This is a genomic window from Lysinibacillus sp. NPDC058147 (genome assembly GCF_042884205.1).
In the GTDB taxonomy this organism is placed as follows: domain Bacteria; phylum Bacillota; class Bacilli; order Bacillales_A; family Planococcaceae; genus Lysinibacillus.
This window is the reverse complement of record NZ_JBHVUJ010000005.1, coordinates 314299-331504: the sequence shown is the minus strand read 5'-3', so window position 1 is coordinate 331504 and position 17206 is coordinate 314299. Positions and strand designations below refer to the sequence as shown.

The window sequence follows — 17206 nt, the reverse complement described above, 5'->3', positions numbered from 1 at the left end:
ACATTTTATGAAAAATTTTGAACCTTTACTCCCTTTTTATGAGTTTATTGCAACAAATGTATCTGTTGGTATTCATGCTGTAGACCTTTCTGGCAAAACAATTATATATAATACAAAGATGAAAGAAATTGAAGGATTTAATATTGATGAATTAGCAGATCGTTCTGTTATTGAAATGTTTTCCTTCCGCCAACATGAAAGTACTTTAATGCGTGTTTTACAAACAGGAAAAAAAGAAATTAATGTAAAACAAACTTATTGGAATAAAAATGGTCATGAAATTACAACTATTAATGATACTTTTCCACTTTATGTTGAAAATAAACTATTTGGAGCGATTGAATTCGCGCGTGATATTACATCACTCGAAAAGCTAGTTTATCAGCCCCTTCGTCGATATGGTGAGCCTTTAACGTTCGATATGATTACAGCTGTTTCCGAATCGATGCAACAAGTTATCGCAAATGCAAAAAAAGCAGCAGCTGTGAAATTACCAGTATTACTAATTGGTGAATCGGGTACAGGAAAGGATTTAATCGCAGAGGGCATGCACCATGCAGCATCAACTGATCCTGAAGCATTTGTAACTCTAGTGAGTCGTCGCTCTGCTCAATCTGTTTTAGACAAATTACAGGAGCTCTTACAAGATGACAAAGCATACACTTTTTTCTTTGAACGCATTGATTTTTTAAGTTTAGACATCCAAGAGCAACTATTAGAGATATTACAATCTCTTCCACAGTCTAAATACATGCTCATTGGGAGTGTAGGAAGCGATCCCATTACATTAATCGCAGAAGAAAAACTTTCAAAATCACTGTATTATTTCTTTGCAACAATGGCCATCACCATCCCAAATTTAACAGATCGAAAAGAAGATATTCTTCCATTTGTAGATGATTACTTTACCCGTCATCGTGAAAGATTCGCTTCAATTGTCGGGGAACTAGCACCTGATGTACGGGATTTATTTTTACAATATGATTGGCCAGGAAATTTAAAGGAGCTTGAGCTATTACTAGATGAAATTGTGTCGTTTATGACCACTGAATCAACAGTTACCTCAGATTTACTTCCCATGCATTTCCGTTTCAAGGTACAACAGCAAGACACATCCAATCACGAGCCGGAATTCTTTATGTTCCAGCAACAAAATGATGTTATGCCGCTCGATGCTTATTTACGTGAAGCCGAATCATATTATGTGCAAAACGTATTAAATTTATATGAAGGCAATATTACAAAAGCTGCTAGTGCACTTGGCATGAGTCGTCAAAACCTACAATATCGAATTCGAAAAATAAAAAATCAATAATTATATTTGAATACAAAAAAACGAGGGTACCTTCATATTTGAAAGCATCCTCGTTTTTTTATCTCGCATTAAAAAGCGCTATTGGTGAAGATTAATAATCAGTGGAATGAAAAAACCCACTAATTAAGTTTTATTTTATTGTCCTGACTGCTCGATCCAGTCCTGTAATTTATCTTTTAGGGAATTAAAACCATTCGCATCCGATTCATCTACACGGTCCTGCAATGATTTACGTGGTAGTGCATCTTTTTTACGCAATGTAGCTGGGCGCTCCTGTAAAGCTCGAATCGACAAACTAATTTTTTCTTTATCTTCATCGATTTCAAGTATCTTCACTTCTACCTCTTGCCCAACTGACAAAAATTCACTAACGTCCTTTACAAAGCCGTACGTAATTTCGGAAATATGTACAAGGCCTTGTGTATCTTCATCAAGCGCAACAAATGCACCATACGGTTGTATACCTGTAACTTTTCCGCTCAACACGTCCCCTAATTCATATTTTTTTTCCATAAACTTTGCCCACTTTCTTTTTGTTTGCTACGTATATATCACCATAAATTATAACATACGTGTATTTGTGGGGCAAAAAATCTCCTTATTCGTTAATAGCACTAATTAGGTAATGCTGTCCACCATTTTTAGTTACTACAGAGGTTAATTTAAAGGATATTTGCTGTCCAATTTCATCGTGCGCTGCACTTTTTACAGCGGCTCTAATATTAAGTGACGAGCCCCCTATTTCATGGAGAGCTTTAAATTTTCCCATCCCATCAAACCGTACAACTGTATCTATATCCATATCATCAGTCAATAGTCTCTGAGCTATTTCTCGATCACCAACCCCATGAGCATATAAAAATAAACTAACAATATTAATTGGATTTAAAGTGTCTATAATTGTATCATCCCTCGTCTCTACATACGAATCGTAAAGAGTTTTAGTTTGCTCAATCCAATCAGAATTAATTGCTATACTTGTTGTCCCATCCTCTGTCTGCATAAATAAGTCTTCTCGCGCATATAAAATTCCCATCCATATATCGTATGTTGTTAACTGTTCTAGAGTCTTAGATTGTCCAGACAACTTTATTTCATCTAGTATTAATTGGGCTGTTTTGCGCATTGCCTCACCATATTCGCCATTCGCAATGATCGTTAATAAATCCATGTATTCAGGCTTAAATTGACCAGTTTTTGTGCGAATTGGATTGCTGTCAGTTCCTTTAAAAATCGCAAGCCACACATTTTCAAACTCTCCCTTTAATACGTTAAAATTATCGTACTCAGTAGATTGATCCGCTACAAGTGTTTTTTCATAGAGACGCAGAATAGTGGCAGAATCCTCTATAGAATAAAGTAAATCTCCGCCAACAAGCAAAGAGCCTGTGGCCAAGTATTTAAAATAACCTAATACATTTGGGTGAAGGCGGTCCAAATATTCGGGTGCATCTTTTCCAAACACAGGATTAGGTCGAAAACTATAACTTTGTCCATTATATTGCAATTCCAAATATTGCTTTTTAGCCGTAGCAATTAATTTATTTAGGTCTTCAGGGAGACTTTTGGGTTTTTGTGATAAAACTTTTTCATACGGAGCAAGTTTATTGGAATAATAGCCTGCAATATCTTCTACTGAGTTAGAATATATACTATAAAAGTAATAAGATTCTTCAAACGACATAGGATTTTCGTAAGTTTCGATACTCTGTATTCTCTCTCGTGGCGTTTGTAGATTATCCAATACATCTTTTTCTAAATTTTTAAAAAAGTCATTATTATTGGTGTTCTGTATTTCTATAAACATCTCTTTTCTTTTAGGTAAAGAATAAATTTCAGTATCTGCATTTTGAACTTTTAATATTTCACTAAACTCTTTCTCTGGTATATCGAGCTCTTTACGCATTTGCTCACGTTTTTCTTGATATTTTTTTGTAAGGTTTGAAACCCATTCGTTATATTTTTTTTCTTGTTCTTGTTCAGCAGTTTGAACAAATGTCGATGGATCAATGACATACGACGAAATAAGAACACTTAATAAAAGTACACTTGCAATGCTTGCTATCCAGACAGCTGGCTTTTGCCATCTAGAAGGGGGCTTTTTTGTTGTTACTGTTTCTTGTGATTGTTGTGTTGCATTTTCTGCCTCGATTTGTGCGAAAACGGCTTCTGGATCTAACTGTGGTTCCATGCGATCATAAGATTTTTTTAGAAGCTCCATGCGTTTTTCAAATTGTTTATCACCCATTTTCAACACTCCCCTCCTGCATTAACACCGCTTTGATCTTTTCTTTTGCTCGTAATATACGAACTTTGACAGTTGATAACGAAATATTTAGTACCTCCGCTATCTCCTCATACTTTAATTCATGGAAGTAAAATAATATAAGAGGATAACGATATTTTTCATCCAGTTCTTTAATAGCATTATGTAATTGCCTATCCTCCTCAAAATTAAGGACATACTTTTCTGCTGAAGATGAGGGCATTTGTTGCTGAGCACTTAGCTTTTCTTCCTTTGCCTGCTCACGTTGTTCTTTGCGATAATAATCACGCGTTGCATTCAATGTGATTTTATAGAGCCATGTTGTAAAACGATCCTGCTTAAATTGATGTAAAAAACGATAGAGCTTCACAAATACCTCTTGTGAAACATCTGCTAAATCATTACTATGAACGCCGCATTGAAAAGCAAATTTTTCAACTGTGTGTTGATGTATTCGAATCAGCTCTATATAGGCCTCTTTGTCTCCTTGCTGAGCCCGTTCTATTAATTCAGTTTCTGTCACAGTCATCCCCCCTTTGCACATGAAACGAATCATTCCTCCTAATTGTTACATATTTAAACGAATTTTACTTTTTTAATAATAGATCTAAACACTAATTACGTCGCTAAAAATTACTTCGGTTACACTAACGAAATTATTTTAAAATATCTATAAATCATACCTGAAATGTGCTGTGTTACCTTTATTTAAATAAAAGACCGTAAAAAAACGAGGTTGTCTCATAATTGAAAGAGACAACCTCGTTTTCTATAGAAAAGCAAAAACATCAAAGCGCCCGAATTCGGTTTTGCGCTTAGGCCAACAGATGTTTTTTGTGCGAAAGCGTAGCGTTAACGCAGCGGCAGCAAAGAGTTTTTGTCTGTGCGAAAGCGTAGTGCAACGTAGCGACAGCAACAACATGATGTTGGTCACTCAGTCGCTGCCACAGGACGTGGCGTTCTTAGACTGAGATCCTTTATTTTAGCGGACGTTTGGACACCCACTAAAAATAAGTTAAATAATGCACTTTGCTTCAAATTTTATCGCGATAAGTTTGTAAGAGATGGCTACACACTCTTCATATGGTATCCATTCTTCAAACGAATGTTCATATGTTTCTTGAATAACCTTTGCAAGAGTAGATGGATCATCAATACCTTGCAATGCTGCTACAACATCAGCGGTTTCAGTATCATAATGATCTGGACCTAAGTGGAATGGATCCCACTCCTCTAGCAGATGTACGGCTGCTTGATTCATTTTTACATTTTCCAAAATACTCACCTATTATCCTTTTATCATAATCGTATGATACCATAGTAAATAAAAAAGAAAAGAGTGATTTGCTTGTCTATTTTTGATCAAACTATTAAACGTTGTTTTACAAACTCGGTAAAATGGGACGCAATGGAAAACGTATATGGGCTACAAGATGCTTCAGACATACTTCCAATGTGGGTAGCTGATATGGATTTTGCTGCACCAATTGCTGTATCAAAAGCGCTACAAGAGCATGCTGAAAAGACTGTTTTCGGCTATAGCTTTGTTAGCGATGAAGCGGTGCAGGCGATCGTAGACTGGCAAAATGCTCATCATGATTGGCACATTGACAAAGAATCGATTGTTTTCTGTAACGGTGTTGTTGCTGCTTTAGCGGATAGTGTCAAGGCACTGACAAATCCAGGAGATAAAGTACTTATTTCCTCACCTGTCTACCCACCATTTTATAACATCCCGAAAAGTAATGGTCGAGAGATTGTTAGTTGTCCTTTAGTTGAAAAAGATGGGACATTTGTCTATGACTTTGAAGCCTTTGAACAAGCACTTGCTCAAAACGTGAAAGCCTACATATTGTGTAATCCTCATAATCCAGGAGGCTATGTATGGGATGAAGCTACATTAAAGGAAATCGTACGACTATGTGCAAAATATGATGTAGTGATTATTTCCGATGAAATTCATTCGGATTTAATGTTAGATGGCTCAAAACATACACCATTAGCAAAAATCGCTGGTGACGAAATTGATCGTATTATTACGTGTATGGCACCGACAAAAACATTTAATCTAGCTGGTATTCAAGTTGCTTATATGATTGTGACGGATAAGGAAAAGCGAATGCTACTAGAAGCAGTTCATATGGCTAGTGGACAAGGCTCATTAAATACCTTTGCTTCTGTTGCACTTCAGGCTGCTTATACAGAGGGTTCCCCATGGTTAAATGACATGCTTACTTACATTTCAAACAATATGGACTATGTGATTGCTGAATTAGGTCAATTACCTGGTATCCATATTAAAAAACCTCAGGGCACTTATTTACTTTGGATTGATTATCGTGAATTAGGACTTGATGAACAAGAAATTATGAAATGCTTGCTGGAAAATGGCAAGCTAGCATTAGAGCCAGGATCAAAATATGGCGAAGAGGGTCTCGGCTTCCTACGTATGAACGTTGCCTGCTCATTTGACACAGTAAAAGATGGTGTTCAGCGCTTTAAGCAAGCACTTCAACAATAGAAAGTAAATAGTAAAGGATATCTCTAGTTTTTCTGAGATGTCCTTTTTGTTTGGCTGTTTTGTTTTCTCAAAGATTGTTGCTATACGAAAAGTCAGATACTTAAAAGATAGTGGTATATTTTGGATCGCAAGAAAAGGCGAAAGAAATAGTATACTTAAGCGTAATTTACTTATTTCGAAGAGGTGCTGAGTTTGTTTAAAAAGAAAATATTGATTGGACATTCAGAAGATACTGTCCTGGCAATTATCAAACACATAGAGAATAGTAATATTCCGTGTTATATCGATTACAAAGGATTAAAGCCGTCGTCTGAAGTATACGAAAATTTTTATATGGTCAAAGTTCAAAAAAAATATACGAAACTAGTAGAAACCATTGTTGCGCAGTATGTGTCGCAAGACGATTTAAAGAATTGGTATAAAACAGAGAAAAAGAAAAGTAGAAAATTAAAGAGGAAAGAAAATGCTCCTTATTTGTTTGCATTCTTTATATACCTTAATGCGGTAGGGGCTTTAGAAACGAGTAAAGGTTTAGGAGCGTACAACGTTTCGTTTATCGTTTGCGCCGTTTTATTGATGTACGGCGTGTTTATGACGACAAAATATTACAAAGAGATGAAAAAAGAATCGGGTGATTTAAGAGAGGACAAAAAGACGTTGATGATTATAGGTATTCTAATGATATTTCATGCCGTTACTTCTTTTATATTTGTTCTACTGCGATTTTAATCACTTCTTATAGATTTAGACCTAAATAAGGCTTGTTGGTCTACTTTCTTTACTTACTTCTTCATACATAGATCTCCACATTTTGATCGCCTCCTGAAACTGCATTATATTCAATCATAATCGATATTTTCAAGGGAGCAACAATCTATACGAAATAGCCTTTGTTTAGAAAATATATCTCATATGGAGAATGGTGCTAAGACAAACAATACATGAGGTATTTTGACATAAGATTAATGAAAAAGTCAGATGCCCCGCAGCCCTTAATGGCTGCGAGGCATCTAGTACAATCAATTATGCCGCGGCATAATTGCGTCCGGAATCAGCTTTGTGCTTAGGCCTGTAGGATGCAGGTCAGTTAGCCGTTATCGCATAGATGTGATAATTCTGGCTAACATCCTATGTGCACTCCTTTCCGATTCTGTGACATCCGTCGGAGGCTTAACTGCATTCATTAGATGTTTGGACATCCAATGAATGCAGTTAAATATTTTGCTGATTGTTTGTATTATTTTTCTCTGAAAGAATACGTGCTTCGATTTCCTTTGATTTCATTTCTTGTTTCTTAGAAATCTTACGGAAAACAGTAAATACAATAATACATAAAATAAGCATTATTAAAAATTCAAAAGCTGCTGGAATATAGCCTGATTTATCTTCTGGGAAATATAAAAATTGATACATCAAATGTTCCATGTTTTACACGTCCTTACAATTATTATTCAAAAACTGTAATTGACTCGATTTTCACATCTTCTAATGGTTTATCACGCATGTCTTTTTCTACATCTGCAATTTTGTCTACGATGTCCATTCCTTCAACAACATGACCAAATACTGTATGTTTATGGTCTAACCAAGGAGTACCACCATTTTGAGCATATGCTTCAATAATTTCTTCTGGGAAGCCAGCACCTTGTAATTGACGAAGCATATCACTTGGAAGGTGCTTCATTTGTACGATAAAGAATTGTGAACCATTTGTGTTTGGACCCGCATTTGCCATTGAAAGGGCACCGCGCAGATTAAATACGTTTTCAGAGAACTCATCCTCGAAAGAGTTACCCCAAATTGATTCACCGCCCATACCTGTACCAGTTGGGTCACCACCTTGAATCATAAAGTCTTGGATTACACGGTGGAAAATGATGCCGTCATAGTATCCTGACTTTGCATGGCCTAAGAAGTTTTCAACAGTTTTCGGTGCATGTTCTGGGAATAATTTAATTTTGATGGCACCTAATGTTGTTTTCATTTCTACAAGTACTTCGCCTTCTAGTACTTCTGTTGTTAATTGTGGAAACATTGAAGTCTCTCCTTTAAATGTAAAATTTCAGTTTCAATGAAAATGATAGTACTATCATTTCTGACCTCATTTTAGTCTAACATACTTCTTAATGGTTTTCTTCACCAAAGTATTGACGATTTTTTGCACTTTTAATTTTTAAGCTTATCACCATACCGTGGTGTTGATTTCTGTTCCGGCTGAACGCTTTGTTGCTGTCGCTTTGCTTTCGCTACAGAAAACATTTGTTGCTGTCGCTTCGCTTTCGCGCAGATAAAACATTTGTTGCTGTCGCTTCGCTTTCGCACAGATAAAACATTTGTTGCTGTCGCTTCGCTTTCGCGCAGATAAAACATTTGTTGCTGTCGCTTCGCTTTCGCACAGATAAAACATTTGTTGCTGTCGCACAGATAAAACATTTGTTGCTGTCGCTTCGCTTTCGCACAGAGCAAAGCTTCCTGTGGGCACCCGATGTTCCAATTGGGCAAATAAGCGTTATTTGCGTGAAAGTGAATTGTCAAAGCAACGTTGGTCACGAAGGCGTTATCACAGTACGGTTCTTCGGTTAAGAAATATTCTTTCATTTTAACCCCCTTAGTATATTTTTTATGATTGTTCATATATCCCCTTGATCAATCGTAAAAATGGATTATATGGATAATGATAGAAGAAACGGAGGGATTGAAATGAAATTCATACAAAAAATAAGTGTAATCGGACTGTCGGTATGTATGTTGAGTATCGTTTTTTCATCTGCTAGCATGGCCACAAAAATCGATACAGAAGAGTACCTGAATTCAGTAAATGATAAAAATAAAAAAGAAGTTTCTGATTACAAAAACGACTCCGCCAAAATATTAGTACAAGAAACAAAAACTGTATTAATTAAAACAGTAAAAGAAGATAAATCATTATTAGAGCAAAAAACAAAAGAATTTGAAGAAAAAATGAAAAAAGAACAAATAGCCTTTATTGAAGAGGGATTGAAAAAAGCAACAACGCCTCAAGATGTAGAAAAAGTAAAAAGTGAAGCAGCTAACTTATTAACAAAAGAAAAAGAATTGTTTAAAGCAGAAAGTGAAAAATATGTAAAACCAATGATCGATACGGAAAAAATGGACTTAGCGATGATTTCAAGTTCATATAAGACGATTAGAGATGACTTTTTCACCTTTAACAAACACGGATTCTATTACTATGATGTCAATAAAAATGAATTGGTTCCAAACGATAAAGTAAATACAACAGACGAGGTAAAAGAATTTGAGAAAAAACACATAGAAGATACAAAAGTAAAAGATAATCCAATCAACACCTTAATCCTGTTCATTCTCCTTGGATTGTTATGTATAATTCCTCTATTCATAAGTAACAGCCAAAAAAACAGAGCATAAGCTTTGTTGATGCTATTAGCCTTCGTTCCTTAGCCTGCTCGCTCCAGGGTCTCATCTGTGACGCTAACTACACTCCAATCAACTTATTCACATGACATACGTTTTTACAAAATGCCATCCAACTTTTTATTTTTATAGACATCCGCCTTCAAAGAGCAAAAAAGGATTCATACACAAAACTGCGTATGAATCCTTTCATTTTGTCGCCCAGCCTACACTCCAATCAACCTATAAATGGCATACATTTTAACAAACGTCACTTCCAACTTCATGGCAAAATTATTTGATAAATACAAATAGGTCGGAACGCGTATTTGGAAACTATCCATATTATGTTATTCTGTTGAGTGACTCATATTTAGAGTGGAGGCACACATGAAAAAGGCTTTTGGTTTTTTTATCATTTTACTATCCTTACCTGTCCTTTGGTGGATTACTACAAACATTAGGACAGAAATCAGTGCGGCACAAGCGCATGAGGAGCAAATTGCTAGCGCTATTAATTTACCGGAAGTACAACCACAGCTTCCAGTAACGCTTATAGATCGAAACGGCAATACATTTAGTGAGGAATATGTCGAATGGCGGCAACCTTTAACCTTACAGGAAATCCCAAAAATTGCCCAGGAAATTTTCATCTCTAGTGAGGACGCTCATTTTTATGAGCATATCGGCTTTGACCTAAGTGCCATTGTCCGTGCAGTTGTTGCTAACTCAAGCAAAAATTCAGCTTCTCAAGGTGCCAGCACCATTACACAACAGCTCGTTCGTATGCGTTATTTATCCGACGAAAAAACATATGAACGAAAATTAACAGAGATTTTTTACTCCTATGAGCTTGAGAAAGAGTTTGATAAAGACGAGATTTTAACGATGTATCTAAATGAAGCCTATTTTAGCAATCAAGTTTATGGAATTGGTGGAGCAGCTACATATTATTTCCGAAAACCACTCGAAGAATTATCTATAGCTGAAATTGCATTTATTGCTGCCATTCCAAATAACCCCTCACTGTATAATCCTTTAAAAAACTTTGAGAAAACAAAGGCGCGACAGGAGCGGTTATTAGATACACTCGCAGCGAGTGGCGCTATAACAAAAGAAGAAGCTATTACATATAAAGCCGAAACTATAACATTAAATGTAAAGAATAAAGCCCAAAGCTACCCTATGTACAGCACTTACGTCCTACAAGAGCTTAAATCGTTAGTTGCAGAAAAAGAAGGCTATTCAGATCGTCTGGCAAACACACAAAGTGAGGAAGAAAAGAAAAAAATCAAAGTGCAGCTAGACAATCGACTCAATACGTTATACCAAAATGGATTAACGATTTATACCGCGCTTAATCCAGACAAACAAGCACATGACGAGGAAAAAATGACTGCAATTCTAGGCTCAGGTAAATTACAAGCAGCTGGAGCAGTTATTGATAATAAATCCCGTGAAGTTGTTAGTCTTTATGCTGGGAAAAACTATGAAAAGTTTGGTTATCATCGTGCCTTTCAAGGTACACGTCAGCCAGGCTCTGCTTTTAAGCCACTAGCAGTTTATGCTCCTTTCTTTGAAACGACAGCACACACACCTGATTCTATAGTTAATGGTGGTAGTTATTGTGTCGGTTCATTTTGTCCACAAAACTATGGGGGCTTTAAATACGGTGATGTACCGATTCGAGTAGCATTTCAATATAGCTACAATACATCGGCTCTCCGTCTCTTTAATACAGTCGGAATTGAAACTGCCTTTAGTTACTTAGAGCGTTTTCACTTCCGCTCCATCGTGGCAAAAGACCATACTTATGCTGCCTCTTTGGGAGGATTAACGTATGGTGTTACAGCACTTGAGTTAGCAGACGCCTATACAAGTTTTATAGACGGCTCATATGTACTCGCTCATAGTATTCGTAAAGTGACAACAGCTGATGGAACAGAACTTTACAGCTGGGATTCAGAACGCGATCAAATTTGGTCACCGAAAACGGTTAAGTATATGCGCTCGATGCTTGCAGATGTTGTTACTAAAGGTACAGGACAGGGCGTTTATAGTAGAAGTAACTATGTCGGTGCCAAAACGGGAACAACTAACAACTATCGTGACTACTGGCTCGCTGGATTAAATGATGAATACACTGCAGCAGTATGGCTTGGCTACGATAAGCCACAATCTATGGAGAGATTAGAATCTTATAAGATTCATCACAAGCTATTTAATGTTCTACTTGAATAAAGTTAAAAGGAGCAGCCCTGAGTGAAATTCTTCACTCTAGGGCTGCTCCTTGCATTGTGTTTAAGATACTATGTAATTTAATAAATACTGAATGTAGGCCACGGCGTTTAATGAGCAAACGGTAAGCTTGCTAAGATGCCATTATACAATTTTAAAACAACATAAATTAATAGCGATAATAGTATCGTCCACATAAAAAGTTCAAATACTAGTAAGCCAATCGTTCCACTCATCGACATAAAATGACTCATTTTATAGATAAGGTAGATAAAGTAGATAAAAACGGTTAAGACAAAAATACCTACTAATACGTAAATAAATTGGATAGCAAAGGCTGAACATATTGCACCAACCAATAAAATGATAAATCCGCCTCGTGCTTGATTAACTGTCGCACCTTCATTATCCTTGGAGAAAAACAGCATTCCTAGCTCATGAATAGTTTCCCCTACTAATTTTAATGCTGAAAATAGCATAAAAAAGATCCCAGCAAAGACAATTAGCAAAAAAATACGGAGCTCGAAATCGGATAAAAACTCCCGCATACCAGAATACACACCGATTGCATGAAAAACTTGCAACGATTCACTTACAGCATACATCCCAAATGTCAAACTAAACAATAAAATTGTAATTAATGGTAGATAACCATAAATATAAGGGTTCTTCATAAAAATTTTTTCCTCTATCATTTATTGATAACTTCCTATTTATAATATAGCCAAAATTCTTCCACTATCGCAAGCTAAATCCTATGAGTGCATATGCATTCATACATGAAGTGCGCTATAATTAACATACTTATCTGCATAAAGGAGGATTTTTTTGTTACAAGTACTTTATATTTTCATTCCAATGCTTGCTGCAATATTTGTGCCATTTTTATATAAAAGCATTAAAAATATTCACACTGGCTGGTTTGTTCTTGCAGTACCTGCTACACTCGCGATTATTTACGCATCTTATATCGGAAAAGTAGCAGATGGTAAAGTATTTCTTAAAGAGCTTCCTTGGATTCCATCGCTTGATATTTCCGTCGTTTCTTATTTAGATGGACTTAGCTTGCTATTCTCGTTGCTAATTACTGGAATTGGCTCATTGGTCGTACTTTACTCTATTTTTTACTTAGACAAACATAAAGAAAAATTACATAATTTTTATGTTTACTTATTACTATTTATGACAGCAATGCTCGGAGTAGTACAGTCAGATCATTTAATTACTTTGTACTTCTTTTGGGAGCTAACATCAATTTCATCATTTTTACTGATCGGCTATTGGTATTCTCGTGATGCCTCTCGCTTTGGTGCACTTAAATCAATGATGATTACAGTCGGTGGCGGCTTAATGATGTTAGGAGGATTCATTCTTCTTTATTTAATGGGAGGAACGTATTCAATCCGTGAACTTATTGTCATAGCACCTAATTTAGTGCAGCATCCGTTGTTCACCTGGTCGCTTGTTTTAATACTTTTAGGAGCATTTACGAAATCTGCCCAATTCCCATTCTACATTTGGTTACCAGATGCAATGGAAGCGCCAACACCAGTTAGTGCATACCTACATTCCGCAACAATGGTAAAGGCAGGTATTTATTTAGTTGCTCGCTTTACACCGATTTTCGCCGTTTCTGAACTTTGGATATGGCTTGTTACAGGCGTAGGTATCTTGACGCTATTTTGGGGTTCTTTCTTCGCAGTGAAGCAAACAGATTTAAAAGGAATCCTTGCTTTCTCTACAGTGAGTCAGCTTGGACTTATTATGTCATTGCTCGGCGCTAGTGCTTTAGCATTTCATGGCAACGAGGCAACAGATACTATTAAATTTGCTGCCTTTGCGGCAATCTTCCACCTTATCAACCATGCAACCTTTAAAGGAAGTCTATTCATGATTGCTGGTATTGTCGATCATGAAACAGGAACACGTGATATTCGTAAGCTCGGCGGATTAATGAGTATTATGCCGCTTAGCTTTACAGTAGCAGCAATTGGAAGCTTATCAATGGCTGGTCTACCGCCTTTTAACGGCTTCTTAAGTAAGGAAATGTTTTTAACTGCAATGCTTGCACTACGAAATTTTGAATTTTCTGGCTTTGAAACATGGGGAGCACTCTTCCCGATTGTTGCTTGGATTGCTAGTATTTTTACATTTATCTATAGCTTCTATTTTGTTTTCAGAACATTTACTGGTAAATATAAACCAGAAAAATTACCTCATAAACCACACGAGGCACCGATTGGTATGCTAATTTCACCGATGATTTTAGCAGCATTAGTCGTAACAATATTCTTTATTCCGAACCTAGTTGGGGATACTTTCGTAAAGCCAGCAGTACAAGCTATTCAGCCATTCTTATACGATTCGCCAAAGGATATTGATATTCATGTGGCTGCTTGGCATGGAGAAATTACACCCGAATTAGTCATGACATTTGGCATAGTACTTATTGGGGTTCTATTGTTTGTAGCATTACCGAAATGGCAGGGCATTTATCAAAAATTCCCACGAGCTTTAACACTAAATAATGCATACGACAAGATTATGCTCGGACTAGATGTTGGGTTAAATCGTTTATCACGTCTTTATATGACGGGCTCTATGCGTCACTACCTGCTATATATGTTTAGTAGCATTGTGGCGATTGTAATCGGTTCTTTATTTGTGAAAAATGCCTTTACAGTCTCCTTCCAAGACACTGCACCTATTCGTCCTTACGAAATCATTTTAGTTGTGGTGTTAGTCATTGGAACAGCCATTACTATTTTGGCAAAATCACGTTTAACAGCCATTATAGGTCTTGGTGCTGTGGGCTACACGGTAGCATTATTCTTCGTTATTTTTAATGCTCCTGATTTAGCATTAACACAGCTTGTTATTGAAACGATTTCTGTTGCGCTATTTTTACTAGCGTTTTATCATCTGCCTAAGCTCGGTAAACGAGAAGAGCGCATGAGATTCCAATTAAATCGCGCGATTGTTTCAGTTGCTGTCGGTGTTATGGTTACGCTTTTAGCACTGTCTGCACATTCGCAAAAATTGATTCCAACTATTTCAAAGTATTATGAGGAAACTGTTTATTCAAAAGCAGGCGGTGGAAACATTGTCAACGTAATCTTAGTAGACTACCGTGGCTTTGATACATTATTTGAAATTACAGTGCTAGCTATTGCCGGAATGGCCATTTTAGCAATGATAAAGCTACGCATGAATAGAAAGGAGAAAACACATGAAAACAAATGATGTCATTATACAATTTACAACAAAAATTGTATTCTTCATTATTTTCTTCTTCTCCATTCATATTTTTCTCGCTGGTCATTACACACCTGGAGGCGGCTTTGTTGGTGGACTTTTAACATCGAGTGCGATCGTGCTCTTAGTTCTTGCCTTTGATTTAAATACGGTTCGTAAGGTTTTACCTATAAATTATACGTATCTAACAGCAATTGGCTTACTACTAGCACTTGCAACAGCCGCTTTCCCAATGTTTGTAGGTAAACCGTTTTTCACACATTTCTTTGATTATTTCGATTTACCGCTTCTAGGCAAACAGTCATTACACACGGCTATGCTTTTTGATAGCGGTGTCTATTTGGTTGTTGTCGGCGTTACGATGACCATTATTCAAACGATTGGGGAGGATGAATAATGGAAATAATGATGGCGTTTGTCATAGGCTTTCTGTTTATGGCAGCGATTTATTTAATCTTATCCAAAAGCTTATTGCGTATTATTATCGGGACAGGCCTTTTAAGTCATGGCGCTCATCTACTCATTTTAACGATGGGCGGGCTAGGCGGAGAAGCACCACCTGTTTTAAAGGAAGGGGCTAAAACTTTTGCAGATCCATTACCACAGGCGCTTATTTTAACAGCGATTGTTATTAGCTTTGGGGTAACAGCTTTCTTCCTTGTGCTTGCTTACCGTTCTTATCAGGAGCTCGAGACAGATGATATAAGCTTAATGAGAGGAAGTGATGAGGATGAATAACTTCCTTCTACTGCCGATTATCATTCCGTTTTTCTTCGGTATGATTTTAATATTTGGGCAAAAAAACTTAAAATACCAACGTTCATTCGCATTACTTGGTATAGCGCTCGCACTTACATCAGCGATTTCACTACTTTTAAAGGTGAAAAATGACGGTATCCAAAAGGTAACATTCGGAGATTGGCCTGTACCATACGGCATTACAATGGTTTCTGATATGGTATCCGCACTACTTGTCACAACAACGTTGCTGATCGCCCTTTTTGTTGTTTGGTATGGCTTCGGTTCCATCACAAAGGAACGTGAACGCTTCTTCTACTATCCTGGAATTATGTTTATTTTAACTGGGGTTAACGGGGCATTTACGACAGGCGATATTTTTAACCTTTTCGTATTCTTCGAGGTCTTGTTAATGGCCTCTTATTTGCTCATTGTTCTTGGGGGCGAAAAAGGACAGCTTAAAGGTTCCATTAAATATATTTTAATTAATGTTATTTCATCTGCATTATTTGTTATTACAGTTGCATTCCTTTACTCTGTAGTAGGCACATTAAACATGGCAGATATTGCGGTAAAGATTGCAGAAATTAATCAGCCAGGTATCGTTACTGTTATAGCTGTACTATTTTTAATGGTATTTGGGTTAAAAGCGGCTATTTTCCCACTATTCTTCTGGCTTCCAACTTCTTATGCAGCAGCACCTATACCAGTACTAACGTTATTTGGTGCACTCCTAACAAAGGTTGGCATTTACGCGATTACTCGAACATATACATTGTTCTTTGTTCATGATTTATCGTATACGCATGATTTACTGATGGCATTAGCAGTTGCAACAATTATTGCAGGCTGTATTGGTGCACTTGCCTATCACGATGTGAAGCTCATCATTATCTATAATATTGTCATAGCTGTAGGTGTTATTTTATTCGGTGTATCTCAAATGAATGAAATCTCCCTAAAAGGTGCAATGTTCTATTTAATCCATGACATGCTTATAAAAGCGGCGCTCTTTATGTTAATAGGCATAGTGATTTACATTACGGGTACATCTGATTTACGAAAAATGGGCGGTCTTATGAATAAATATCCTGCTCTTGGTTGGTGTTATTTAATTGCAGCATTTGGTTTAGCAGGGATCCCTCCACTTAGTGGCTTCGTCGGAAAGCTGTTAATTGTACAGGGCGGTTTTGAAGCAGGCAGTAAATGGAGCAGTATTTTTATTTTAGCTTCGTCACTTCTCGTTTTATTGTCTGTTATTCGTATTTTCCTTTACGCCTTTTGGGGTGAAGAAAAAGAAACAACGGGTACTGTCGATAAAAAAGTCTACAATACTCTATTTGTGCCTACTGTGCTTTTAGTGCTCATTACTGTAGCCTATGGTGTAGGTTCTGAATGGATTACTCCATTTATGGACGATGCAGCAAAACTATTAAGTGATCCATCTATTTATATAGATGCTGTAATGAAGGGGGATTAG

The 17206-nt window shown here is 36.7% G+C and carries 17 protein-coding genes; 9 read left to right on the top strand and 8 right to left on the bottom strand.

From position 1 onward, the window contains the following. Positions 1-7: 7 nt before the first annotated feature. Positions 8-1315 carry an AAA-type ATPase lid domain-containing protein gene (locus ACFVT8_RS17125; protein ID WP_387083690.1) on the top strand — a complete coding sequence of 436 codons (1308 nt, stop codon included), beginning with the start codon at positions 8-10 and terminating at the stop codon, positions 1313-1315. A gap of 135 nt (positions 1316-1450) precedes the next feature. On the opposite strand, the gene yugI is transcribed toward ACFVT8_RS17125, so the two are convergent. The 4 genes from yugI to ACFVT8_RS17105 all read right to left on the bottom strand — a co-directional run bounded on the left by yugI (position 1451) and on the right by ACFVT8_RS17105 (position 4857). Next, complete coding sequence (yugI, locus tag ACFVT8_RS17120; RefSeq protein ID WP_387083689.1) at positions 1451-1828, bottom strand: S1 domain-containing post-transcriptional regulator GSP13; 378 nt, start codon at positions 1826-1828, stop codon at positions 1451-1453. An 85-nt stretch (positions 1829-1913) separates the two neighbouring features. After that, the gene (locus ACFVT8_RS17115; protein WP_387083717.1) at positions 1914-3563 is read right to left on the bottom strand and encodes a hypothetical protein; all 1650 of its coding nucleotides are present in this window, start codon (positions 3561-3563) and stop codon (positions 1914-1916) included. Continuing rightward, positions 3556-4104: an RNA polymerase sigma factor gene (locus tag ACFVT8_RS17110; protein ID WP_387083688.1), complete on the bottom strand. Its 549-nt coding sequence runs from the start codon at positions 4102-4104 to the stop codon at positions 3556-3558. Before ACFVT8_RS17110 ends, ACFVT8_RS17115 begins: the two co-directional genes overlap by 8 nt. A gap of 492 nt (positions 4105-4596) precedes the next feature. Continuing rightward, positions 4597-4857, bottom strand: coding sequence for a DUF1871 family protein (locus ACFVT8_RS17105; protein ID WP_387083687.1), 261 nt, complete (start codon positions 4855-4857; stop codon positions 4597-4599). Between the two features lie 72 nt (positions 4858-4929). Between ACFVT8_RS17105 and ACFVT8_RS17100 the strand changes: the two genes are divergently transcribed. After that, positions 4930-6102 (top strand): MalY/PatB family protein, encoded by a 1173-nt coding sequence (locus ACFVT8_RS17100; protein ID WP_387083686.1) that lies wholly within the window; start codon positions 4930-4932, stop codon positions 6100-6102. Positions 6103-6294: 192 nt separating this feature from the next. Continuing rightward, on the top strand, positions 6295-6831 hold the full coding sequence (locus ACFVT8_RS17095) for a hypothetical protein (RefSeq protein WP_387083685.1): 537 nt from the start codon (positions 6295-6297) through the stop codon (positions 6829-6831). Positions 6832-7314: 483 nt separating this feature from the next. Here ACFVT8_RS17095 and ACFVT8_RS17090 read toward each other — a convergent pair whose 3' ends face one another. The 3 genes from ACFVT8_RS17090 to ACFVT8_RS17080 form a co-directional block, all read right to left on the bottom strand. Next, positions 7315-7527 (bottom strand): hypothetical protein, encoded by a 213-nt coding sequence (locus ACFVT8_RS17090; RefSeq protein WP_387083684.1) that lies wholly within the window; start codon positions 7525-7527, stop codon positions 7315-7317. 22 nt (positions 7528-7549) lie between these two features. After that, positions 7550-8137 carry a peptidylprolyl isomerase gene (locus ACFVT8_RS17085; protein ID WP_387083683.1) on the bottom strand — a complete coding sequence of 196 codons (588 nt, stop codon included), beginning with the start codon at positions 8135-8137 and terminating at the stop codon, positions 7550-7552. A gap of 131 nt (positions 8138-8268) precedes the next feature. Beyond that, on the bottom strand, positions 8269-8700 hold the full coding sequence (locus tag ACFVT8_RS17080; RefSeq protein WP_387083682.1) for a hypothetical protein: 432 nt from the start codon (positions 8698-8700) through the stop codon (positions 8269-8271). A 102-nt stretch (positions 8701-8802) separates the two neighbouring features. Here ACFVT8_RS17080 and ACFVT8_RS17075 point away from each other — a divergent pair, with 102 nt between their 5' ends. Beyond that, positions 8803-9510: a hypothetical protein gene (locus tag ACFVT8_RS17075; RefSeq protein ID WP_387083681.1), complete on the top strand. Its 708-nt coding sequence runs from the start codon at positions 8803-8805 to the stop codon at positions 9508-9510. Between the two features lie 375 nt (positions 9511-9885). Further along, entirely contained in the window at positions 9886-11736 is a 1851-nt protein-coding gene (locus ACFVT8_RS17070; RefSeq protein ID WP_387083680.1) for a transglycosylase domain-containing protein, read from the top strand. A gap of 107 nt (positions 11737-11843) precedes the next feature. Here the strand turns inward: ACFVT8_RS17070 and ACFVT8_RS17065 are convergent, their stop codons facing one another. Then, entirely contained in the window at positions 11844-12407 is a 564-nt protein-coding gene (locus tag ACFVT8_RS17065; protein ID WP_387083716.1) for a DUF5366 family protein, read from the bottom strand. A gap of 154 nt (positions 12408-12561) precedes the next feature. On the opposite strand from ACFVT8_RS17065, the gene ACFVT8_RS17060 reads away from it, so the two are divergent. The 4 genes from ACFVT8_RS17060 to ACFVT8_RS17045 are packed head-to-tail and all read left to right on the top strand — an operon-like array spanning position 12562 to position 17206. Beyond that, complete coding sequence (locus ACFVT8_RS17060; RefSeq protein ID WP_387083679.1) at positions 12562-14976, top strand: Na+/H+ antiporter subunit A; 2415 nt, start codon at positions 12562-12564, stop codon at positions 14974-14976. Then, the gene (locus ACFVT8_RS17055; RefSeq protein ID WP_049669152.1) at positions 14963-15385 is read left to right on the top strand and encodes a Na(+)/H(+) antiporter subunit B; all 423 of its coding nucleotides are present in this window, start codon (positions 14963-14965) and stop codon (positions 15383-15385) included. The genes ACFVT8_RS17060 and ACFVT8_RS17055 overlap by 14 nt, the downstream gene beginning before the upstream one ends. Next, the gene (locus ACFVT8_RS17050; RefSeq protein ID WP_387083678.1) at positions 15385-15726 is read left to right on the top strand and encodes a Na(+)/H(+) antiporter subunit C; all 342 of its coding nucleotides are present in this window, start codon (positions 15385-15387) and stop codon (positions 15724-15726) included. Before ACFVT8_RS17055 ends, ACFVT8_RS17050 begins: the two co-directional genes overlap by 1 nt. Continuing rightward, positions 15719-17206 carry a Na+/H+ antiporter subunit D gene (locus tag ACFVT8_RS17045; RefSeq protein WP_387083677.1) on the top strand — a complete coding sequence of 496 codons (1488 nt, stop codon included), beginning with the start codon at positions 15719-15721 and terminating at the stop codon, positions 17204-17206. The genes ACFVT8_RS17050 and ACFVT8_RS17045 overlap by 8 nt, the downstream gene beginning before the upstream one ends.